19 protein-coding genes are annotated in these 18,750 nt (G+C 68.9%); 9 read left to right on the forward strand and 10 right to left on the reverse strand.

Annotated features, from left to right (window positions below; all coding sequences use genetic code 11):
* Window positions 1–175: 175 nt before the first annotated feature.
* On the forward strand, window positions 176–1,951 hold the full coding sequence (locus A6B37_RS07905; RefSeq protein WP_168202130.1) for an IlvD/Edd family dehydratase: 1,776 nt from the start codon (window positions 176–178) through the stop codon (window positions 1,949–1,951).
* 8 nt (window positions 1,952–1,959) lie between these two features.
* A complete protein-coding gene (locus tag A6B37_RS07910; RefSeq protein ID WP_111825400.1) occupies window positions 1,960–2,643 on the forward strand; it encodes a GntR family transcriptional regulator in 684 nt (227 codons plus the stop codon).
* Here the strand turns inward: A6B37_RS07910 and A6B37_RS07915 are convergent.
* Window positions 2,640–3,224 carry a cysteine hydrolase gene (locus A6B37_RS07915; protein WP_111825401.1) on the reverse strand — a complete coding sequence of 195 codons (585 nt, stop codon included), beginning with the start codon at window positions 3,222–3,224 and terminating at the stop codon, window positions 2,640–2,642. The genes A6B37_RS07910 and A6B37_RS07915 overlap by 4 nt on opposite strands.
* Window positions 3,225–3,447: 223 nt before the next feature.
* Here A6B37_RS07915 and A6B37_RS07920 point away from each other — a divergent pair, with 223 nt between their 5' ends.
* The 5 genes from A6B37_RS07920 to fes all read left to right on the forward strand — a co-directional run bounded on the left by A6B37_RS07920 (window position 3,448) and on the right by fes (window position 9,427).
* Window positions 3,448–5,556 carry a TonB-dependent receptor gene (locus A6B37_RS07920; protein ID WP_111825572.1) on the forward strand — a complete coding sequence of 703 codons (2,109 nt, stop codon included), beginning with the start codon at window positions 3,448–3,450 and terminating at the stop codon, window positions 5,554–5,556.
* Window positions 5,557–5,579: 23 nt separating this feature from the next.
* Window positions 5,580–5,873, forward strand: a complete 294-nt coding sequence (locus tag A6B37_RS07925; protein WP_246842397.1) for a hypothetical protein — start codon at window positions 5,580–5,582, stop codon at window positions 5,871–5,873.
* Window positions 5,860–6,150, forward strand: coding sequence for a hypothetical protein (locus tag A6B37_RS07930; protein WP_111825402.1), 291 nt, complete (start codon window positions 5,860–5,862; stop codon window positions 6,148–6,150). The genes A6B37_RS07925 and A6B37_RS07930 overlap by 14 nt, the downstream gene beginning before the upstream one ends.
* 12 nt (window positions 6,151–6,162) lie before the next feature.
* The gene (locus tag A6B37_RS07935) at window positions 6,163–7,779 is read left to right on the forward strand and encodes a PepSY-associated TM helix domain-containing protein (protein WP_111825403.1); all 1,617 of its coding nucleotides are present in this window, start codon (window positions 6,163–6,165) and stop codon (window positions 7,777–7,779) included.
* Between the two features lie 64 nt (window positions 7,780–7,843).
* Window positions 7,844–9,427, forward strand: a complete 1,584-nt coding sequence (gene fes / locus A6B37_RS07940; RefSeq protein ID WP_111825574.1) for an enterochelin esterase — start codon at window positions 7,844–7,846, stop codon at window positions 9,425–9,427.
* Between the two features lie 13 nt (window positions 9,428–9,440).
* On the opposite strand, the gene A6B37_RS07945 is transcribed toward fes, so the two are convergent.
* The 8 genes from A6B37_RS07945 to A6B37_RS07980 form a co-directional block, all read right to left on the reverse strand.
* On the reverse strand, window positions 9,441–10,190 hold the full coding sequence (locus A6B37_RS07945) for an amino acid ABC transporter ATP-binding protein (RefSeq protein ID WP_210405783.1): 750 nt from the start codon (window positions 10,188–10,190) through the stop codon (window positions 9,441–9,443).
* Between the two features lie 27 nt (window positions 10,191–10,217).
* Window positions 10,218–10,910, reverse strand: a complete 693-nt coding sequence (locus A6B37_RS07950; RefSeq protein ID WP_102771485.1) for an amino acid ABC transporter permease — start codon at window positions 10,908–10,910, stop codon at window positions 10,218–10,220.
* On the reverse strand, window positions 10,907–11,683 hold the full coding sequence (locus A6B37_RS07955; RefSeq protein ID WP_111825405.1) for an amino acid ABC transporter permease: 777 nt from the start codon (window positions 11,681–11,683) through the stop codon (window positions 10,907–10,909). The genes A6B37_RS07950 and A6B37_RS07955 overlap by 4 nt, the downstream gene beginning before the upstream one ends.
* Window positions 11,684–11,699: 16 nt before the next feature.
* On the reverse strand, window positions 11,700–12,602 hold the full coding sequence (locus tag A6B37_RS07960; protein ID WP_102771487.1) for a transporter substrate-binding domain-containing protein: 903 nt from the start codon (window positions 12,600–12,602) through the stop codon (window positions 11,700–11,702).
* 67 nt (window positions 12,603–12,669) lie between these two features.
* Window positions 12,670–13,824 (reverse strand): aminotransferase class V-fold PLP-dependent enzyme, encoded by a 1,155-nt coding sequence (locus A6B37_RS07965; protein ID WP_102771488.1) that lies wholly within the window; start codon window positions 13,822–13,824, stop codon window positions 12,670–12,672.
* A 30-nt stretch (window positions 13,825–13,854) separates the two neighbouring features.
* A complete protein-coding gene (locus A6B37_RS07970; RefSeq protein ID WP_111825406.1) occupies window positions 13,855–14,256 on the reverse strand; it encodes an OB-fold domain-containing protein in 402 nt (133 codons plus the stop codon).
* Between the two features lie 9 nt (window positions 14,257–14,265).
* Window positions 14,266–15,417, reverse strand: a complete 1,152-nt coding sequence (locus A6B37_RS07975) for a thiolase family protein (protein ID WP_146748000.1) — start codon at window positions 15,415–15,417, stop codon at window positions 14,266–14,268.
* Window positions 15,418–15,425: 8 nt separating this feature from the next.
* Complete coding sequence (locus A6B37_RS07980; RefSeq protein WP_102771491.1) at window positions 15,426–16,673, reverse strand: CoA transferase; 1,248 nt, start codon at window positions 16,671–16,673, stop codon at window positions 15,426–15,428.
* Window positions 16,674–16,762: 89 nt separating this feature from the next.
* On the opposite strand from A6B37_RS07980, the gene A6B37_RS07985 reads away from it, so the two are divergent.
* A complete protein-coding gene (locus A6B37_RS07985; RefSeq protein WP_111825408.1) occupies window positions 16,763–17,542 on the forward strand; it encodes an IclR family transcriptional regulator in 780 nt (259 codons plus the stop codon).
* Window positions 17,543–17,563: 21 nt separating this feature from the next.
* Here the strand turns inward: A6B37_RS07985 and A6B37_RS07990 are convergent, their stop codons facing one another.
* Window positions 17,564–18,115 carry a type 1 glutamine amidotransferase domain-containing protein gene (locus A6B37_RS07990; RefSeq protein ID WP_111825409.1) on the reverse strand — a complete coding sequence of 184 codons (552 nt, stop codon included), beginning with the start codon at window positions 18,113–18,115 and terminating at the stop codon, window positions 17,564–17,566.
* A 257-nt stretch (window positions 18,116–18,372) separates the two neighbouring features.
* Between A6B37_RS07990 and A6B37_RS07995 the strand changes: the two genes are divergently transcribed.
* On the forward strand, window positions 18,373–18,744 hold the full coding sequence (locus tag A6B37_RS07995) for a cupin (RefSeq protein ID WP_102771494.1): 372 nt from the start codon (window positions 18,373–18,375) through the stop codon (window positions 18,742–18,744).
* Window positions 18,745–18,750: the final 6 nt, after the last annotated feature.

Here is an 18,750-nt window from a genome sequence, read left to right on the forward strand (position 1 = left end):
GGCTCGTCAACGGCGCCAGTTTAGGGTGGGCCACTTGATTGAAGAAGCAGAATTTTTCTATCGACTGATCTTATATTCAGATCAATAGAAATCGTCGTACAAAGCGCTTGCGGCTGTGTGCAAAGGCTCGCTATGATGCCGCCATCAAATTATCAATAATATTATCGAGATAAAGATGACGGACGAGACCCACAACGACAAGCCGGCCCCCGGCCCCTTCGACAGCGCCGGCGCAGCCGCCCGCGGCGTGGCGCGCGGGCTCACCAACTACGGCGACACCGGCTTTTCGCTGTTCCTGCGCAAGGCCTTCATCAAGGGCGCCGGCTACACCGACGACGCGCTGTCGCGTCCCATCATCGGCATCGTCAACACCGGCAGCAGCTACAACCCGTGCCACGGCAACGCCCCGCAGCTGATCGAAGCGGTCAAGCGCGGCGTGATGCTGGCCGGCGGCCTGCCGATGGACTTCCCCACCATTTCGGTCCACGAAAGTTTCTCGCAGCCCACCAGCATGTACCTGCGCAACCTCATGTCCATGGACACCGAGGAAATGATCCGCGCACAGCCCATGGACGCCGTGGTGCTGATCGGCGGCTGCGACAAGACCGTGCCCGCCCAGCTGATGGGCGCGGCCTCGGCCGGCGTGCCGGCGATCCAGCTGGTCACCGGCTCCATGCTGACCGGCTCGCACCGCGGCGAGCGCGTGGGCGCCTGCACCGACTGCCGCCGCTACTGGGGCCGCTATCGCGCCGAAGAGATCGACGCGCAGGAGATCGCGGACGTCAACAACCAGCTGGTGGCCAGCGTGGGCACCTGTTCCGTGATGGGCACGGCCAGCACCATGGCCTGCATCACCGAAGCCCTGGGCATGATGGTCGCCGGCGGCGCCTCGGCGCCGGCCGTCACCGCCGACCGCGTGCGCGTGGCCGAGAAAACCGGCGCCACCGCCGTGGCCATGGCCGCCGCGCGGCTCACGCCCGACCGCATCCTGACCGGCAAGTCCATCGAAAACGCCCTGCGGGTGCTGCTGGCCATCGGCGGCTCCACCAACGGCATCGTGCACCTGACGGCGATCGCCGGACGCCTGGGAATCGACATCGACCTGGCCGGCCTGGACCGCATCAGCCGCGAGACGCCGGTGCTGGTGGATCTGAAGCCCTCCGGCCAGCACTATATGGAAGACTTCCACCACGCCGGCGGCATGCCCGCGCTGCTGCGCGAACTGCGCCCCTACCTGCACCTGGACGCGCTGACCGTGTCCGGCCGCACGCTGGGCGAAGAGCTGGACGACGCGCCGCCCGCCTTCGCGCAGGACGTGATCCGCAGCGCCGCCTCGCCCATCTATCCCGTGGGCGGCCTGGCCGTGCTGCGCGGCAACCTGGCCCCCGGCGGCGCCATCATCAAGCAGTCGGCCGCCAACGCCCAGCTCATGGAGCACGAGGGCCGCGCCGTGGTGTTCGAAGACGCCGAGGACATGGCCCGGCGCATCGACGACGAGGCGCTCGACGTGACCGCCGACGACATCCTGGTACTCAAGCGCATCGGCCCCACCGGCGCGCCCGGCATGCCGGAAGCCGGCTACATGCCCATTCCCAAGAAGCTGGCGCGCGCCGGCGTCAAGGACATGGTGCGCATCTCCGACGGCCGCATGAGCGGCACCGCGGCCGGCACCATCGTGCTGCACGTCACGCCCGAAGCCGCCATCGGCGGGCCGCTGGCCTATGTCGAGAACGGCGACCGCATCCGCCTGTCGGTGTCGCGCCGCGAGATCTCGCTGCTGGTCGACGACGCCGAACTGGCGCGCCGCGCCGCGGCCCGGCCGGTCAGCCGCCCGGTCGCCGAGCGCGGCTACCGCAAGCTGTTCCTGCAGACGGTCACGCAGGCCGACCAGGGCGTGGACTTCGACTTCCTGCGCGCCGCCGTCACGCGCGACACCGTGCCCGGGAAGTAAGCCGGCCCATGAACGCGATCGCGCCCGACAGCCTGCAAGCGCAGGCCCCCGACGCCGTCCAGGCCGCCATGGAGGCGCTGGAAGAAGACATCGTCTTCGGCCGCCTGCACCCGCGCGAACGGCTCACCGAAGACGAACTCATGGCGCGCTTTTCCATGAAGCGCCATGCCGTGCGCCAGGTGCTGGCCGGGCTGGAACTGCTGGGCGCGGTCGAAAAAAAGCGCAACGTCGGCGCCGTGGTGCGCGCCTTCCCGGCGCGCGAAGTCCGCGAACTCTACGCGCTGCGCGAAATGCTGGAGGTCCAGGCCGCCAGCCTGATCCCGCTGCCCGTGCCGCCGGCCAGGCTGGCCGCGCTGGTGGCGGTGCAGCGCGAACATGACGCGGCCGTCGCCGACGGCGACGCGCGCCGCGTGTTCCGCAGCAACCAGTCCTTTCACCGCGAATTCTTCAGCCTGCCGGACAACACAGTGCTGGCCCAGGCCATCGAGGAATACGCCCGCCGCACCCATCCCATCCGCTTCGGCACGCTGACCTCGGCCGCCAGCCGCGAACGCTCGCGCCAGGAACACTGGGCGCTGATCCACGCATTGCGCGACGGCGACCGCGACACGCTGATGACCGTGTGCCGCAACCATCTTCAGCCCTCGCGCGACGCCTACCTGGCCTCGCTGCAGGCGCGCCTGGGCGGCTAGGCGAGCAGCGCCAGGGCCTGCTCCAGGGACAACACCGTGCTGCGGGACTCGAACGCCGTCGCGAACAGGCGTTCGTGCACCACCGGGTCCGGGTCGTAGCAGCAATCCTTGACCGTGAACAGCCGGAAGTCCGCATCGCTGGCATAGGCGATGGACGACAGCATCACCCCGGTGGACGCGATGCCGGCCATCATCAAGGTATCCACGCCCGCCGCCGACAACCGCTCCTGCAGCCCGGTGCCGAAGAATGCGCTGGCCCGGTGCGCCACGATCAAGGGCTCGTCCTCGCGCCGGCCCAGTTGCGGCGCGATCTCGTCGTCGACGAACAGCCCCATCCGCCTGATCCCCTGCCCGTTCTTGTTCAGCGCGCTGACCTCCGGGTAGCCCGCGCTGAATCCGATGCGCACGAAATACACCGCGACGCCCCGGCGCCGCGCGGCATCGCACAGCGCGCGGGTGTTGGCCAGCAGCGCCGGCGCGGCCGAAGGAAACAACGCCATGATGTCCGTCTGGTAATGCATGACCAGCAGCGCGGTGCGCGCGGGCGCGATGGCGGAATCGGAATCGAGGTCTGAGGACATATCGGTCGGCTGGCAGTGGGGAAATCGACTCTAGCACGGCTTGTCATGGATCAAGCCGGCGTTGCGGCAAGCGTCCCAGATTGGCAAACAGGGCTAGTCTTAAAAGATATTTATTCGATATCATTCTCATTTGCATTTTGAAATGGAGCGGAAATTGTCCAACCAGCGGCTACACCAACTCGACTCGCGAATGCTGCGGCTCGCGCCCGGCCTCGCGCTAAGCATGCTTCTGCCGCTGCCCAACGCCTGGGCGCAGACCGCGCCGCCGCCGGCCACGCTGCAGCCGGTCACGGTCACCGCGGGTTCGCTGGGCGACGAGGACCTGCCCCCGCCCTATGCCGGCGGCCAGGTGGCCGAAGGCGCGCGCCTGGGTCTCATGGGCAACCAGAGCGTCATGGACACGCCCTTCAACGTCACGAGCTACACCGCCGAACTCATCCAGAACCAGCAGGCGCGCACGCTGGCCGATGTCATGGCCAACGACCCGTCGATCCGCTTCACCACGTCCAGCGGGCACGCGTACGAAAACTTCCGCATCCGCGGCTTCGACGTCAACCAGAACGACGTGGCCATCAACGGCATGTACGGCCTGGCGCCCATGGGACGCACTCCGCTCGAATTCGTCGAGCGGGTCGAAGTGCTCAAGGGGCCGAACGCCCTGTTCAGCGGCATGGCGCCCAGCGGCGCGGTCGGCGGCAGCGTCAACCTGGTGCCCAAGCGCGCCGGCGACACGCCCGCCGCCACCTACGGCGTGAACTGGCAGGCCGACGGCCAGCTGGGCGCCACCATCGACGCCGGCCGGCGCTTCGGCGCGGGCAACGCCTGGGGCGCGCGCGTCAACGGCTCGTTCAGCGACGGCGCCACCACGCTGGACGGCCAATCCCGCAAGCGCGAATTCTTCTCCGCCGGCCTGGACTATCGCGGCAGCGCGCTCACCGCATCCATAGACGCCTACCATAGCCAGGAATCGTTCAGCGGCGGCACGCCGGCCATGTTCTGGTTCGGCGGCTCGGTCGTTCCCGAAGCCCCCGATCCCCGCACCAACCTGTTCAGCACCGGCTACGGCAACATACAGAGCAACGCCGTCATCGGGCGGGCCGAATACCGTTTCAACGACCATGTGTCGGCCTTCGCCGGCGTGGGCTGGCGCGCCAGCCACCAATCGGGGCTGATCAACGGCACCCACGCGCGGCAGATCGACGCCGAGGGCAATTTCACGGGCGTCATCGTCGGCCAGCGCGCCTACACCGACGCCAGGTCGGCCGAGGCCGGCCTGCGCACGCGCTTCGAAACGGGCGGCGTCGGCCACGAACTGGTGCTGCAGGCCTCCCGGCTCGACCTGGAAGACGGTTCGTCCATAGGCGCGCGCTCCACCTTCAGGTCCAACATCTACGATCCGGTCACGCCGGTCATGCCGGCCATGCCGGGCAGCGCGCCCAAGACGGCGGAGAACACCCTGTCCAGCCTGGCGCTGGTGGACACCATGTCCTTTCTCGACGACAAGCTGCGGGTGACCGCCGGCTTGCGCAACCAGCGCGTCAAGACCACGAACTTCGACAGCGCCGGCAAGACGACGACCCGCTACGACAAGGACGCCGTGACGCCCGCGGCCGCCATCGTCGTCAAACCGTGGGGGCCGGACGTCTCGCTCTACGCCAACTACGTGCAGGGCCTGAGCAAGGGCGACAGCGTCACCGACACCACCGCCAGCAACTACGGGCAGGTGTTCGCGCCCTACAAGACCGAGCAGAAGGAACTGGGCGTCAAGTGGAACGCGGGCGCGTTCGTCAATACGCTGGCCGTTTTCCAGATCGACAAGCCCATGCTGGTCGCCCAAGGGTCGGCCTCCAACCCCACGTATGCCGACGGCGGCGAAAAGCGCGTGCGCGGCGTGGAATGGAACACCTTCGGCGAACTCGCGCCCGGGCTGCGCGTGCTGGGCGGCGTCACCTATTCCCAGGGCAAGCAGGTCAAGACCGCTTTCGGCCGCTACGACGGCAATACCCCGGTCGGCGCGCCGCGGTGGCAGGCCAATACCGGGCTGGAATGGGACACCCCGTGGGTGCCCGGCCTGACCCTGAGCGGCCGCGTGCAGGCCACCTCCAGCCAGTACGCCGACGCCGCCAACAAGCTGCGGCTGCCGGGCTGGGGCCAGCTGGACCTGGGCGCGCGCTACGCCATGCAGGTCAACGGCCGCGACGTGGTGCTGCGCCTGAACGTCAACAACGTGTTCGACAAGCACTATTACGCCGGAAGCTTCAGCGACACCACCCCGATCGCCACGCTGGGCCCGGCGCGCACCGTCACGGCCTCCGCCAGCATCACCTTCTGAGCGCCAGCGGAAACCTTGCCAAGATGATTATCCAAACGCTGATCGCCCTCAGCCTGGCCGCCATATTCCTGGGCTGCTTCTGCATCTATCGCGCCTCGCCCAACCAGCGCTGGCGGCCCCTGCCCTGGCCCACGCTGCCGGCGCGCACGGCGGGCCTAGTCCTGCTGGCGCTTGGCGGCTGGGGCTGCCTGTACACCCATACGCGCGTCGCGGCCGTGTTCGTGTTCTGCACGGCCCTGATGCTGTTCTTCAGCCTCATCCCCTACCTTGGCGCTCTCGCGGGATCGCACGGGAGCGATACCCATGAAACCCGGTAAGCCCGCCGCCATCCGGCGCGACTGGATATCCAAGAGCCTGGCGGGCGCGCTGCTGGGGTTCGCGCTTGCCATCGGCGCCAGCGCCGCGCTGGCCGCGCTGACCGCCGGCATTCCCCTGGTGACGCGCTCGCAGCTCGTCATGTGGCTGGTGCCGCCCGTCTGGCTCGGCGTGCTCGGCACCGTCTATTTCTTCACCAGCGGCGCGCGCGCCTGGGCCTGGCTGGGCGGGGCATGCCTGGCGCTGTATGGCGCGCTGTTCCTGACCGGCGCGCTTTGACGGAGACACGCCATGAAAGCCGACCTGATACGCATCTACAAGTCCGTCCATACCTGGACCGGCATTCTGACGGGCATGGCGTTGTTCATCGCGTTCTACGCGGGCGCGCTGACGGTCTTCAAAGAGCCCATCGTCCGCTGGGCCACGCCGAATCCGACCGTCTCGTACCTGCCGCTGGACGAGACCCCCGGCCTGATCGCCAGCGTCCTGGCGGCGCGGCCCGAGGTGGCCGACGGCTTCGCCATCCATCTGCGCAACGCCGAGCACGTGCCGGCCCGCATGGGCTGGGATGAGGCCGACGGGAATGACGGCGATGCAGCGTCGAAGCGCCATTACATCGCCTACCTGGATGCGGGCGGGCTGCAAATGGAGCAATCCAGGCCCAGCGGGCTGGCGTCCTTCGTGGACGTGCTGCACCGCGTGGTGGGCTTGCCCGTCGACAGCGATCCCGCCCGCTGGTTCATGGGCGTGGTCGCGTCGCTGTACGCGCTTGCGCTGGTCTCCGGCGTCATCGTGCTGCTGCCGTCGCTGGTGAAGGACTTCTTTGCCCTGCGCACCGGCCGCAACCTCAAACGCATGTGGCTGGACGCGCACAACGTGGTGGGCATCGTTTCCCTGCCCTTCCATATCGTCATGGCGCTCAGCTCGGTCGTGTTCGCGTTTCACGACGGCATCTACGACCTGCAGGACAAGCTGATGTACGAGGGCAAGCTGGCGGCGGTGTTCCAGCGCGCGGGTCCGCCCGAAACCGCCGGCCCGCGCGATCCGGCGACCCTGCTCACGCCCCGGGAGCTGGTGGCCCGGGCGCGCGAGTTCGCGCCCGGCTTCGAACCCGAAACGCTGCAATACCAGCGCATCGCCGGCCCGCGCGCCCTGGTGCGCGTATGGGGCAAGAACGAGCGCGCCGTTTCGCCCAGGGCAATGGGCGGCTTCCTGGCGCTCGATCCTTATTCCGGCAAGGTCCTCAGCACCGACTACCTGCCGGGCGGGCAGGACACGCCCAATCTCTGGATCAGCAGCTTCTTCGCCCTGCATATGGCGTCCTTCGGCGGAGCGGCCGTGAAATGGCTGTACTTCCTGCTCGGGCTGGCGGGCGCCTGGCTGTTCTACAGCGGCAACCTGCTGTGGATCGAAACACGCCGCAAGCGCGCCGACCGGCGGACCGGCGCAATACCCGCGCAACGGCTGGACACGCGCCTGATGGCCTCGGCCACCGTCGGCGTCTGCCTGGGAAGCGTATGCGGGATTTCGCTGATGATGCTTGCGTCCAAGTGGCTTCATGGGCGCGTGGGCGACCTGGACGCCTGGCTGCAAGCGCTGTACTACCTGGCTTTCTTCGCGTGCATCGCCTGGGCCTTCCTGCGCGGCGGCGCGGCGGCGGGCGTGCATCTGCTTAGGCTGGCCGCGGCGCTGGCCCTGGCGATCCCGGCGACCTCGCTGCTGGGCGCCCTGTTTCCCGCGTCCGGCCTTTGGGCGCACGCGTCGGCGGCGACCCTGGCCGTGGACGCCACGGCGCTGGCGATGGCCCTGGGGTTCGCCTGGCTGGCGCAGGCCAGCGCGCGCCGCATCGCGCGCGGCGAGCCCGACAGCGTATGGGCGCCCAGGCTGCCGCTTGCCAGCACCGAATAGCCGCCGCGGCGCTCAGATTTTCTCTCGATGACTTATCGGCGCCATGCCGATGAAATGGATGGACATGCATACACAAAAAGGTTTGGAATGGCGCGCACGCGCATCGGCGGCGGCGCTCGCGGGCGCATTGGCGGCGGCGGCGCCGCAAGTCGCCGCCGCGCAATCCGCTCAGGGCACGGTCACGCCGCAGGCCTCTTCCGACGAACGGATCTCCCTGCAGAAAGGCGAGTTCCTGGCCGGAACCTGGGCCGCCGACAGCGGCGTGACGCTGGACCTGCTGGACGCCGCCGGCCGCCACGTACGCCGGCTGAGCGACCATGAAAAACCCGCCGGCACGCTGATGCTGGTGGCGCCGGCCGACGGCGCCTTTACGGTGCGGGCCCAGGGGCGCGGCGCGTACCGGTGGACGGTCACCGAACGCCTGCCGTTGTCGGCGCAGCATGCGCCCGCCGCGAAGATAGACAGCCCGCGCCTGGCCGCCCTGGCGCAGACGCTGGCTTCGGGCGGCGCCACGGCGTCCTTCTGGGACGAGGTGGCGCAGACCGGCGCCCCGCTGGTCGAGCCGGTGGACGCCTCGCGCGACCGCGTCACGTTCCTGTGGCGCGGCGCCGAACGCAATGTCCGCCTGTTCGGCGGCCCCTCTTCGGACCATGCGCAGCTGACCCGGCTGGGCGACTCCGACGTCTGGTACGTCAGCTTCGTCGTGCCCCGCTCCACGCGGCTGTCCTACCGCCTGGCGCCCGACGTGCCGGAACTGCCTGGCTCCGGCATGGCGCGCCGGCGCGCCATCCTGGCGACCGCGCAAGCCGACCCGTACAACCCCCGCGCCTATCCCCGGCGCGGCATCGACCCGTTCCAGACCTACTCGGTTCTGGAACTGGCCGACGCCCCGGCGCAGCCCTGGGTCGCGGCGCGCGCGGACGTGCCGGCCGGCACGGTGGAAACCCGGGAATTGCACAGCGCCATCCTGGGCAACACGCGCAAGATCCACCTGTACCGTCCGGCGGGCTGGCAGCCTGAGGCCGCGCAAAACCACGTGCTGGTGCTGTTCGACGCCGGCGCCTACCTGGGCCGGGTGCCCACGCCGACCATACTGGACAACATGATCGCCGCCGGCGTCATCCCCCCGACCGCGGCCCTGCTCATCGACAATCCCACGGCCGATTCGCGCAGCCAGGAACTGCCGCCCAACCCGGCGTTCGCCGACTTCCTGGCGCGCGAGCTCATGCCGTGGGCGCGCAAGCAAGGCCTGGGCGCGCCGGCGGCGCGCACCATCGTCGGCGGATCGAGCTATGGCGGCCTGGCCTCGGCCTACGCCGCGCTGCGCCATCCCGACGTGTTCGGCAACGTGCTCAGCCAATCGGGCTCGTACTGGTGGTCGCCGGCCGGCGAAGAGGACCAGTGGCTGACGCGGCAGTTCGCCGCTGTGCGCAAGCTGCCGGTACGCTTCTTCCTGGGAGCGGGCCTGTTCGAATCCGGGCGCGGCAGCCAGCCGGGCATACTCGAAACCAACCGCCATCTGCGCGACGTGCTGCGCGCCAAGGGCTATTGGGTAGAACACCGCGAGGTGGCCGGCGGCCACGACTACCTGGTCTGGCGCGGCACCTTGTCCGACGGGCTGCTGGCGCTGATCGGGACCGGCAAATAGGCGCCGCGCTGCCTCAATGCACCACCTGCTCCAGGAAACGCCGCGTGCGGTCGTGGACCGGGGCGTCGAAGATCTGGCCCGGGCAGCCCTGCTCGATCACCTGGCCCTGGTCCATGAACACCACGCGGTCGGCGACCTGGCGGGCGAAGCCCATTTCGTGTGTCACGCAGATCATGGTCATGCCGTCGGCCGCCAGCGCCAGCATGGTGTCCAGCACCTCCTTGACCATCTCCGGGTCCAGCGCGGAAGTGGGCTCGTCGAACAGCATGACCTTGGGGCGCATGCACAGGGCGCGCGCGATGGCCACGCGCTGCTGCTGCCCGCCGGACAACTGGCCGGGGTACTTGCCGGCCTGGTCCGCGATGTGCACGCGGTCCAGGTAATGCGAGGCCAGCTCGCGCGCCTCGGCCCGCGACACGCCCTGGCAATGCACCGGCGCCAGCATGCAGTTCTCCAGCACGGTCAGGTGGGGAAACAGGTTGAAGCTCTGGAACACCATACCCACCTCCTGGCGCGCGCGGGTCAGCGCCGCGCCGTCGTGGGCCAGGGCGTGCCCCAGCACCAGCACCTCGCCGTCCGTATAGCTCTCCAGCCCGTTGACGCAGCGGATCATGGTGGACTTGCCTGAACCCGACGGCCCGCAGACGATGACGCGCTCGCCCTGCGCCACCTCCAGGTCTATGTCCTTCAGCACGTGGAACGCGCCGTAGTGCTTGTTCAGCCTGCGCAGCTGGACGGCAGGCGTGGCGTCGATCGCAGTCATGGTCATTCTCCAGTCGGGGCGCGGCGCTCAGGCGTGGACGGCCACGGCATTGCGTTTGCGCAGGTAGGCGACGGCCTGCGAGGCCAGTACGGAAATCACGAGATAGGTCGCGGCGACGGTCAGGTACATTTCGACCAGGCTGGCGTCGCGCTGCGCGATCTTCGAGGCCGCGCCCAGCATGTCGGTGATCGAAAGCACGTAGACCAGCGAGGTGTCCTGGAACAGGATGATGGTCTGGGTCAGCAGGATGGGGCTGACCGAGCGCAGCACCTGCGGCAGCACCACCAGCCAGTAGGTCTTGGCCGTGGACATGGACAGCGCCCGGCAGGCCTCGTACTGCCCTTTCGGGACGGCGTTCAGGCCCGCCCGGATGATCTCGGCGTAATAGGCCGCCTCGAACAGCGCGAAGGTGATGAAGGCGGTATACACCGGCCCCACCGGCACGGGGCGCGGCGCGCCGGTCATCCACATCAGCACCATGGGCACCAGGAAGAAAAACCAGAACAGCACCATGATGAGCGGGATGGCGCGCATCAGCGTGACGTAGGCCGTGGCCAGGGGCGCGAGCACGGGCACCTGCAAGTGCCGCACCAGGGCCAGCGCCACGCCCAGCACCAGCCCGCCGGCGAAACTGCTGGCGGTCAGCTGCAGCGAAAAGCCCAGCCCTTCGAGCAGATAAGGCGCCGCGCGCTCGATGGCGCCGAAGTCGATGCTGTTCATGGCGTCGACACCTCCTTAAGCGATTTGCGCCAGCGCAGGCGGCTGCGCGGTGCCGGATCGGGCTGCTGGCCTGGAATGCGCAGGCGGCGTTCGATCAGCCGCATGCAGGCGTACACCAGGCAGGCCAGCAGCAGGTACAGCAGCGTCGCCGCGCCGAAGGCCTGGAAGGTCTGGAAGGTGAACTCGTTGATCTGGCGCGCCTGCGCGGTCAGCTCCAGCACGCCTATGGTCAGCGCCACGGAACTGTTCTTGAATATGCCCATGACCTCGCTGGTCAGCGTGGGCATGATGATGCGCAGCGCCTGCGGCAGCAGCACCAGCCGGTAGATCTGCAGGCCGCGCATGCCCAGCGCTTCGGCGGCCTTGCGCTGGCCCGGCGGCAGCGCCTCGATCCCGGCCTTGACCTGTTCGGCCACCCGCGCCGCCGTGTACAGCGCCAGCCCCAGCAGGGCCGGGATGACGCTGCCCCACGGCGGCGGTATGGCCTTGACCGCGTCGCCCCAGGCGCGCGGCAGCAGCTCGGGCATGACGAAGTACCAGACGAACATCTGCACGATCACGGGAATGTTGCGAAAGACCTCCACGTAGATCCGCGCCAGCGCCGCCAGCAGCGGCCGGCGCGTGGTGCGCGCGCAGCCGACCGCCACGCCCAGCGCGAACGCAACGGCCCAGCCTGCCAGGGCCAGGAACAGCGTCCAGCCCAGGCCGCTCATCAGCCAATCCAGATAGCGTTCGCCGCCTTCCGGCACTTCCTCGAATAGCACGCTGAACATGGCCGCCCCGCCGCGATCAGAAATCGACCTTGTCGCTGGGCGAGGCGATGCGTTCGCGCAGCCGCTCCGGAACCGGGAAGTTCAGATTGACGTTGCGCGGCGGAATCGGCGACTCGAACCATTTGCGGTAGGCCTGCTCGAACGAGCCGTCCTTCATCATCCCCGTCAGCACGCCGTCGACCAGGGCCTTGAACGGCGCGTCGTCCTTCTTGAACATCAGGCCGTAATAGCCGGGCTGGTAGCCGCCCTCCAGGAAGGTGAAGGCCGCCGGATCGCGGGAATTGGCGCGCTCGCCGGCCAGCAGGATGTCGTCCTCCAGGAAGGCGGCCGCGCGCCCGTTGCTCAGGGTCAGCATGGATTCGCCGTGGTCCTTGGCCTGGATGACGTTCACGCCCAGCTTGTCCTTGTCATTGGCGGCCCGCACGAAGCCCACGGCGTTCGAACCCTGGGTCACCACCACCGTCTTGCCCTTGAGGTCGGCCGGCCGCTTCATGCCCGATTCGGTGCGCACCAGCCAGCGCGGCTGGCTCGCGAACGTGGCCACCGAAAACGACACCTGCTTCTGGCGCGCCAGGTTGTTGGCCGTGCCGCCGCATTCGATGTCCACGGTCCCGTTGACCACCAGCGGGATGCGGTTGGAGGAGTTCACCGCCACCTGCTTGACCGCCAGGTCGGGCATGCCGAGCTGCTGCTTGATGCGATCGACGATGGCGGCGCACAGGTCCAGCGAAAAGCCCACCGGCTTTTGCTGCGCGTCCAGGAAGGAGAACGGCACCGAGGACTCGCGGTACCCCAGCGTCACCGCGCCGGTCTCCTTGATCTTCTGCAGGGTAGGCCCCTGCGCCTGGGCCCAGGCCGAGGACGCCGCCAGCGTCAGCGCGCAGGCCGCGGCATAGCGAAAGAATGTGCTTTTTTGCATGACATGCCCCTTGATTCAGGCCCGGCCTCGGGACCGGGCGATTAACGTCGCAGGCGACACCTCTTCCTCAGGCCGATACGGGCGCCTGCAAGCCGGCGGCGATGATCCCGGCGACGCGGTCCACGTCCTCCGGGGTATTGAACAGGCCGAAAGACACGCGCACGCCGTCGCGCTCCGGCGAAACGCGCACGCCCTGCTGCGCCAGGAAACCGATCCATTCACCGGGCGGCAGGTCCAGCACGTAGATATGGGCGCGGCGCGCGCGCTCGCGCGGCCCGACCAGGCCCACGCCCAGCGCGTCCATGCGTTCGATCAGCCGGTCGCCCAGCGCCAGCACGTGGCGCTCGATGGCGGCGACGCCCACGCTTTCGATCAGGTCCAGCGCGGCGTCCAGCGCGTGGATGTCGGGCAGGTTGTAATTGCCGATCTCGAAGCGGCCGGCGTCCTCGCGCAGCGCCAGGTCGTCGGGATTGGCGATCAGGTCGGCGGGCGGACGCGCCAGCCCCGCCGTGGCCAAGTACACCGGCTGCAGCTCCGTCAGCGCCGCATCGACGTACAACAGGCCCAGCCCCTGCGGCACCAGCAGCCCCTTGTGGCAGCCCGCCGCCAGCATGGAGATGCCCATCGCCTTGACGTCTATGGGCAGCACGCCCACCGACTGCATGGCGTCGACCACCAGATAGATCCCGCGCTGCCGGCACAGCCGGCCGATGTCGGCGACGTCGTGGCGCTGGCCGGCATGGAAAGTCACGTGCGACAGCGAAATGGCCCGGGTGCGCGCATCCACGCGGGGTGCGAACAGCGCCGCGTCGGCCACGCCGCCCGGCAGCCGGACGAAACGCACTTCCACGCCGCGCCGCTTCAGGTTGAGCCAGGCGTAGGCGTTGTTGGGATGGTCGCCCTCGATCAGCACGACGTTGTCGCCCGGCGCGAAGTCGATGGCGTTGGCCGCGATGTTCAGGCCTTCCGAGGTGTTCTTGGTGAAGGCCAGCTCGCGCGCCTGCGCGCCCAGGAAGGCCGCGACGCGGGCGCGCACCCGCTCCACCCTTTCCAGCCACACCGGCTTGGGCCCGCCGGACTCGCTGGCCTCCTGGTAGAAGCGCTCGAGCGCCCGGCGCACGCTGGCGGCCAAGGGCGACTGGTGCGCGGTGTCCAGATAAAGCATGCGGGCGCTGACGGGAAAATCCCGGCGCACTTCGGTGCTGGCATGAAAGTCGGACATGGCGTGTCTACCGAAAAAAGTGGCGGGGACTCAAGCCAGGCGGAAGGCCGCGATCTTCTGGCCCGGCCCGTGCTCGACGAAGGCCGCCCGTACCGGCCGGCCGATCAGCGACGCGCCATCGGTCGGCGCGCCGGGCAGTTGCCCATACAGGCACGGCCCCTCCTCCAGTTCGACGGCGGCGAAGACATAGGGCGCCTCGGAATTGAAGCCGTCGTGGTGGGTGCGCCGCACCGTCGTATGCGAAATCACCTTGCCGCGTCCGCTCGCGACCACCCATTGCAGGCCGTCGGCGCGGCAGAACGGGCAGCACACCCGGGGATAGAAGACGTGGCGCTGGCAGGCGCCGCAATACTGGATCATCAGCCGGCCCTCGTTGCACCCCTGCCAGAAGGGCTGGTTCAAGGCGTTGATCCGCGGTTGGGGCTTGAGCATGTGGACTCCTCAGTGCACGCGTTCGAGAATGGCGGCGCTGGAACACAGGCCGCGGCCATACGCCACCATGCCGTAGCCGGAGACCAGGCCCAGCCGGCAGTCCAGCTGCCGGCCTTCGGCGCGGCCCAGCAGCTGGGCGGCGGCCTCGTACACGCCGATCATGCCGCCGCTGGCGCCGGCCTGCCCTGCCGACAGCTGGCCGCCGCCGGTGTTCACCGGCAGCGCGCCGCGCCAACTCAGGTCGTTATGGCGCACGTATTCGTGGGCCCGGCCCGGCTCGCACAGGCCCAGTCCTTCCATCTGCACGAAGGCCATCACCGGGTAGTCGTCGTAAAGCTGGGCGAACTGCATCTGCGCCGGGTCCCTGCCCGCGCGGCCGTAGAGCCGGTCGGCCAGGCCCGCCCAGCCGCCCGGCACCGAATAGGGGTCGTTGGCCGGATAGTTGTGGATCTCCTCGGCCGCCAGGATGCGCAGCGACGGCCCTTTCAGGCCGGCGGCCACGCGTTCCGAGGCCAGCACGATGGCGTCGCCTCCCACGCAGGGCATGACACAGTCGTACAGGCGCAGCGGGTCGGCGATGGGCTTGGCGTTGAGGTAGTCGTCCATGCTCAGCGGCGTCTTGAACAAGGCGTTGGGATTGCGCAGCGCGTTCTCGCGCAGGGCCACGCAGAAGCGGCCGAAATCCTCGCGCGTGGCGCCGTGCCGTTCCATGTACAGGCGCGTGTGCAGCGCGAACATGCCGTTGGCCCCGCCGAAGCCCTGCGGCGACATGTACTCCTTGATGGAGCCGTTGAAGTGGTCCAGGGTCTCGTTGTGCGCGGCCACGTCGAAGGCGTCGGCGGCCAGCACCAGCGCCACGTCGCAGGCGCCGTCGCGGATGGCGCGCGCCGCGTGGGCCATGCCGATGATGCCCGAGGCGCCGCCGTACAGTCCCTGGAACAGGAACCGCGCCTCGATCCCCAGGTGCTCGGCCACGGTGGGCGCGTTGTCCGGCGGCAGCAGAAAGCAGGTGACGGCCAGCCCGTCCACGGCGCTCCACGGCAGGCCGGCGTCGGCCAGCGCTGCCGCGCCCGCCTCGTACATCAGGCGCTGCACGCCGCGCTCCGAACGCTTGGCGTAAGGCGCCTGCCCCGCGCCCACGATGCGCACTCCCTCGAACATCCCGGCCATCAGATCACCCCCTGCGCGCTCAGCGCGTCGAATTCCTGCTGCGACAGGCCCAGCATGCCCTGGTAGATTTCGCGGTTGTCGGCGCCCAGGGCGCGGCCGGAATGGCGCACCTCGCCCGGGGTTTCCAGAAAGCGCGGCACCACGCCCTGCATGCGCACCTCGCCGAAATCGTCGTCGCGCACCGCCACGATGTTCTGGCGCGCCTGGTAGTGCGGATCGCGCACGATGTCGCTGATGTCCAGCACCGGCCCGGCCACCACCTCGGCCTGCTCGAACAAGGCCATGATCGACGCGCAGTCGCGTTCGCGGAACCAGCCGGCGATGATCTCGTCCAGCGCCGTGTCGTGCTCGCAGCGCCTGGCGTTGTCGGCGAATCGGGGATCGGTGATGAGCTCGGGCATGCCCAGCGCCTGGGCCAGCCGCTCGAACGTGCGCTGCGAACTGGCCGAGATGCCCACCCAGCGCCCGTCGGCCGTCTGATAGGTATTGCGCGGCGAATCCTCGGCCAGGCGGTTGCCCAGGCGCTGCTTGACGATGCCCAGCTGGTCGAAACCGATCACCTGGGACTCGACCAGGCGGAACAGCGGCTCATACAGGCTGACGTCGATCTCCTGCCCGCGGCCGGTGCCGTGGTCGCGGTTGTACACCGCGAACATGGCCGCCATGGCCGCGAAGGTGGAGGCCACCGAATCGGCCATGGGAAAGCCCGGCAGCGTGGGCGGGCGGTCCGGCGCGCCGGTGAAGGACGGAATGCCGGAAAACGCCTCCGCGATCGTGCCGTAGCCGCCGCGCCGGGCGTAAGGGCCGGTCTGGCCGAAGCCCGAGACCCGCACCATCACCAGGCGCGGATTGATGCGCGCCAGCTCCTCGTAACCGAGTCCCCAGCGCTCGAACGTGCCGGGGCGGTAGTTCTCGATCAGCACGTCGGCCTCGCGCACCAGCTCCCGAAACAGCTCCTGGCCGCGCGGATTCGACAGGGTCAGCGTGATCAGCCGCTTGTTGCGGGCGATGACCTTCCACCATAGCGACAGCCCGTCCTTCATCGGCGTCCAGTGGCGCATCGAGTCGCCGGAGCCGGGCAGCTCCAGCTTGATGACGTCGGCGCCGAAATCGGCCATCTGCGTGGCCGCCAGCGGCCCGGCGATCATATTGCCCGCATCGATCACGCGCAGTCCCGCCAGGGGGCCCTTGCGGGTGGCCTGCGCCTCAGGGTCGGCGCCGGCTACGGTCTCGGAGAAAGTCGACATGGTGGGTTCCGCTCTCGCTTGGAAAGAAAATCCGCTCCGTGATAAACTTCCAAATATTGGAAGTTTTTCTTTCACTAATTGGATTCATTATGGTCAGCGATTCACCACCTGTCCCTAGGGATCAACCCCTAGACCGGCTGCTGCATGTGCTCGACGTGGTGGCGCATGCCGAACGCCCCATCACCATGACCGACGTGGCCGCGGCCTGCGGCCTGCCCGTGCCCACCGTGCACCGGCTGGTCGCGCAACTGGAAGAGCGGCAGCTGCTCAAGCGCGTGCTCGGCACCAAGAAGCTCATGGTCGGGGCCGCGCTGGTCAACCTGGGGATGGCCGCCGTCTCGGCCGCCATGCGCGCCGACCAGAGCCACCAGATCCTGGTCGCGCTGTCGAACCGCATCGGCGAGCACTGCCAGATCGGGCAGCGCGTGGACGACGACGTGGTGTATGTGGACGCCGCCTACGCCACCCGTTCGCAGGGCCTGCACTTCGAGCACGGCCGCCGCTCGCCGCTGTACTGCACGTCCATAGGCAAACTGTTCCTGTCGGAGATGCCGGCTGACCGGTTCGAATGGTGGCTGGCGCACGCCGTGCTGGAGCCGCGCGCGCCCAACACCATCGTGTCGGCGGACGTGCTGCGCAAGGTGATCCACAAAGTGCGCAAGGAACAATGGGCGGCAAGCAACGAGGAAGTCATGGCCGGCGTGGTCGGCTGCGCCGTGCCGGTGCGCGACGCCCAGGGCAAGCTGATCGCCGGCCTGGGCATTTCCGTGCCCAGCGCGCGCGTGGCCTACGACGCGCTGGCCGGGTTCCGCCAGCCCATGGAAGCCGCGGCCGCCGAAATCGCCGCGGCCATTGCAGCCGCGCAATAGCGGCGCGGCATGGGGCGGCGTTCAGCCGCGCCCCTGCTCCAGCGCCTCGATGAACGCCCGGCTGAACGCGGGAATATCGTCGGGCTTGCGGCTCGATATCAGGTTTGCGTCGATCACGACTTCCTGGTCCACCCATTCGGCGCCGGCGTTGCGCAGGTCGTCCTGCAACGAAGGCCAGCTCGTCATCCTGCGGCCCCGCACCAGGCCGGCGGACACCAGCAGCCAGGGGCCGTGGCAGATGACGGCCACGGGCTTGCCGGCCTCCAGCAGCGCCCGGGCCAGCTCCTGCGCCTTGGGCTGCATGCGGATGTCGTCGGCGTTGAACACGCCGCCCGGCAGCAAGAGGCCGTCGAAGACTTCCGGCTCCGACGCGGCCTGCGCGAAAGTCAGGTCCACGGGAAAGCGGTCGCCGAGCTTCTGGTGGTGCACGCCCTGGATGGGGTCGGTGCGGGCCGAGACCAGCACGGTGCGCGCGCCCTGCTCGTGGAGGCGGTCGCGCGGACCGGTCAGTTCTACCTGTTCGAAGCCGTCGACGGCCAGTATTGCGATGGTCAGGTCTTTGAGTGTCGCCATGATTGCTCCTGGTTCGCGGCCCGGCAGAGGCTGCGCGGCGCGCCGGGCCGCGCGCGCCGCGGCAATCAGGCAGCAAGCGGCATGCCGCCGGTCACCGCGACAGGCTCCGGCGCAGCGGCGCGCGGCCCTCCACGGACAAGGTCCTGGACAAATCGGCCATGGCCCTCCTGAAGGAAGAACCTGAACCATACTGAAAGTCAGGCATCGCAGCGGGACATACAATCATCAGGTGCACGCACACCACACCGGAGACGCTCATGGCGCTCAAGCACGCAACGCCCTTGGAAGTCATAGACCTGTTCCATCCGCGGCCGTCCCTGGAGCCGGACCCGCCGGCCAGCGTCAGCCTGCTGCGCACGAAAGAGCTGCAACTGATCCGCCTGGTGCTGCCGGCGGGGCACCGGCTCCCCTGGCACCAGGTGCCGGGCGTATTGACGCTGCAGTGCCTCGTCGGGCGGGTCGATGTCGAAACCCCGCAACGCCAGTGCACGCTGGCCGAGGGACAGCTGGTGATGTTGCAGGGCAACGAACCCCACAGCCTGCACGCGCAGGCGCCCACGGTCGCGCTGCTGACGCTGGCGCACCATCCGCCGGGCGCCTGGCAGCCCAGGGACGACGAGGACGGCTAGGCTTTT

Source organism: Achromobacter sp. HZ01, assembly GCF_003267925.1.
Lineage (GTDB): Bacteria > Pseudomonadota > Gammaproteobacteria > Burkholderiales > Burkholderiaceae_B > Achromobacter > Achromobacter pulmonis_A.

What these genes read in the sequence shown, in the direction of transcription:
- A6B37_RS07905 (WP_168202130.1), top strand. Translation starts at nt 176, where the DNA reads ATGACGGACGAGACCCACAACGACAAGCCGGCCCCCGGCCCCTTCGAC.
- A6B37_RS07910 (WP_111825400.1), top strand. Translation starts at nt 1,960, where the DNA reads ATGAACGCGATCGCGCCCGACAGCCTGCAAGCGCAGGCCCCCGACGCC.
- A6B37_RS07915 (WP_111825401.1), bottom strand. Translation starts at nt 3,224, where the DNA reads ATGTCCTCAGACCTCGATTCCGATTCCGCCATCGCGCCCGCGCGCACC.
- A6B37_RS07920 (WP_111825572.1), top strand. Translation starts at nt 3,448, where the DNA reads ATGCTTCTGCCGCTGCCCAACGCCTGGGCGCAGACCGCGCCGCCGCCG.
- A6B37_RS07925 (WP_246842397.1), top strand. Translation starts at nt 5,580, where the DNA reads ATGATTATCCAAACGCTGATCGCCCTCAGCCTGGCCGCCATATTCCTG.
- A6B37_RS07930 (WP_111825402.1), top strand. Translation starts at nt 5,860, where the DNA reads ATGAAACCCGGTAAGCCCGCCGCCATCCGGCGCGACTGGATATCCAAG.
- A6B37_RS07935 (WP_111825403.1), top strand. Translation starts at nt 6,163, where the DNA reads ATGAAAGCCGACCTGATACGCATCTACAAGTCCGTCCATACCTGGACC.
- fes (WP_111825574.1), top strand. Translation starts at nt 7,844, where the DNA reads ATGCATACACAAAAAGGTTTGGAATGGCGCGCACGCGCATCGGCGGCG.
- A6B37_RS07945 (WP_210405783.1), bottom strand. Translation starts at nt 10,190, where the DNA reads ATGACTGCGATCGACGCCACGCCTGCCGTCCAGCTGCGCAGGCTGAAC.
- A6B37_RS07950 (WP_102771485.1), bottom strand. Translation starts at nt 10,910, where the DNA reads ATGAACAGCATCGACTTCGGCGCCATCGAGCGCGCGGCGCCTTATCTG.
- A6B37_RS07955 (WP_111825405.1), bottom strand. Translation starts at nt 11,683, where the DNA reads ATGTTCAGCGTGCTATTCGAGGAAGTGCCGGAAGGCGGCGAACGCTAT.
- A6B37_RS07960 (WP_102771487.1), bottom strand. Translation starts at nt 12,602, where the DNA reads ATGCAAAAAAGCACATTCTTTCGCTATGCCGCGGCCTGCGCGCTGACG.
- A6B37_RS07965 (WP_102771488.1), bottom strand. Translation starts at nt 13,824, where the DNA reads ATGTCCGACTTTCATGCCAGCACCGAAGTGCGCCGGGATTTTCCCGTC.
- A6B37_RS07970 (WP_111825406.1), bottom strand. Translation starts at nt 14,256, where the DNA reads ATGCTCAAGCCCCAACCGCGGATCAACGCCTTGAACCAGCCCTTCTGG.
- A6B37_RS07975 (WP_146748000.1), bottom strand. Translation starts at nt 15,417, where the DNA reads ATGTTCGAGGGAGTGCGCATCGTGGGCGCGGGGCAGGCGCCTTACGCC.
- A6B37_RS07980 (WP_102771491.1), bottom strand. Translation starts at nt 16,673, where the DNA reads ATGTCGACTTTCTCCGAGACCGTAGCCGGCGCCGACCCTGAGGCGCAG.
- A6B37_RS07985 (WP_111825408.1), top strand. Translation starts at nt 16,763, where the DNA reads ATGGTCAGCGATTCACCACCTGTCCCTAGGGATCAACCCCTAGACCGG.
- A6B37_RS07990 (WP_111825409.1), bottom strand. Translation starts at nt 18,115, where the DNA reads ATGGCGACACTCAAAGACCTGACCATCGCAATACTGGCCGTCGACGGC.
- A6B37_RS07995 (WP_102771494.1), top strand. Translation starts at nt 18,373, where the DNA reads ATGGCGCTCAAGCACGCAACGCCCTTGGAAGTCATAGACCTGTTCCAT.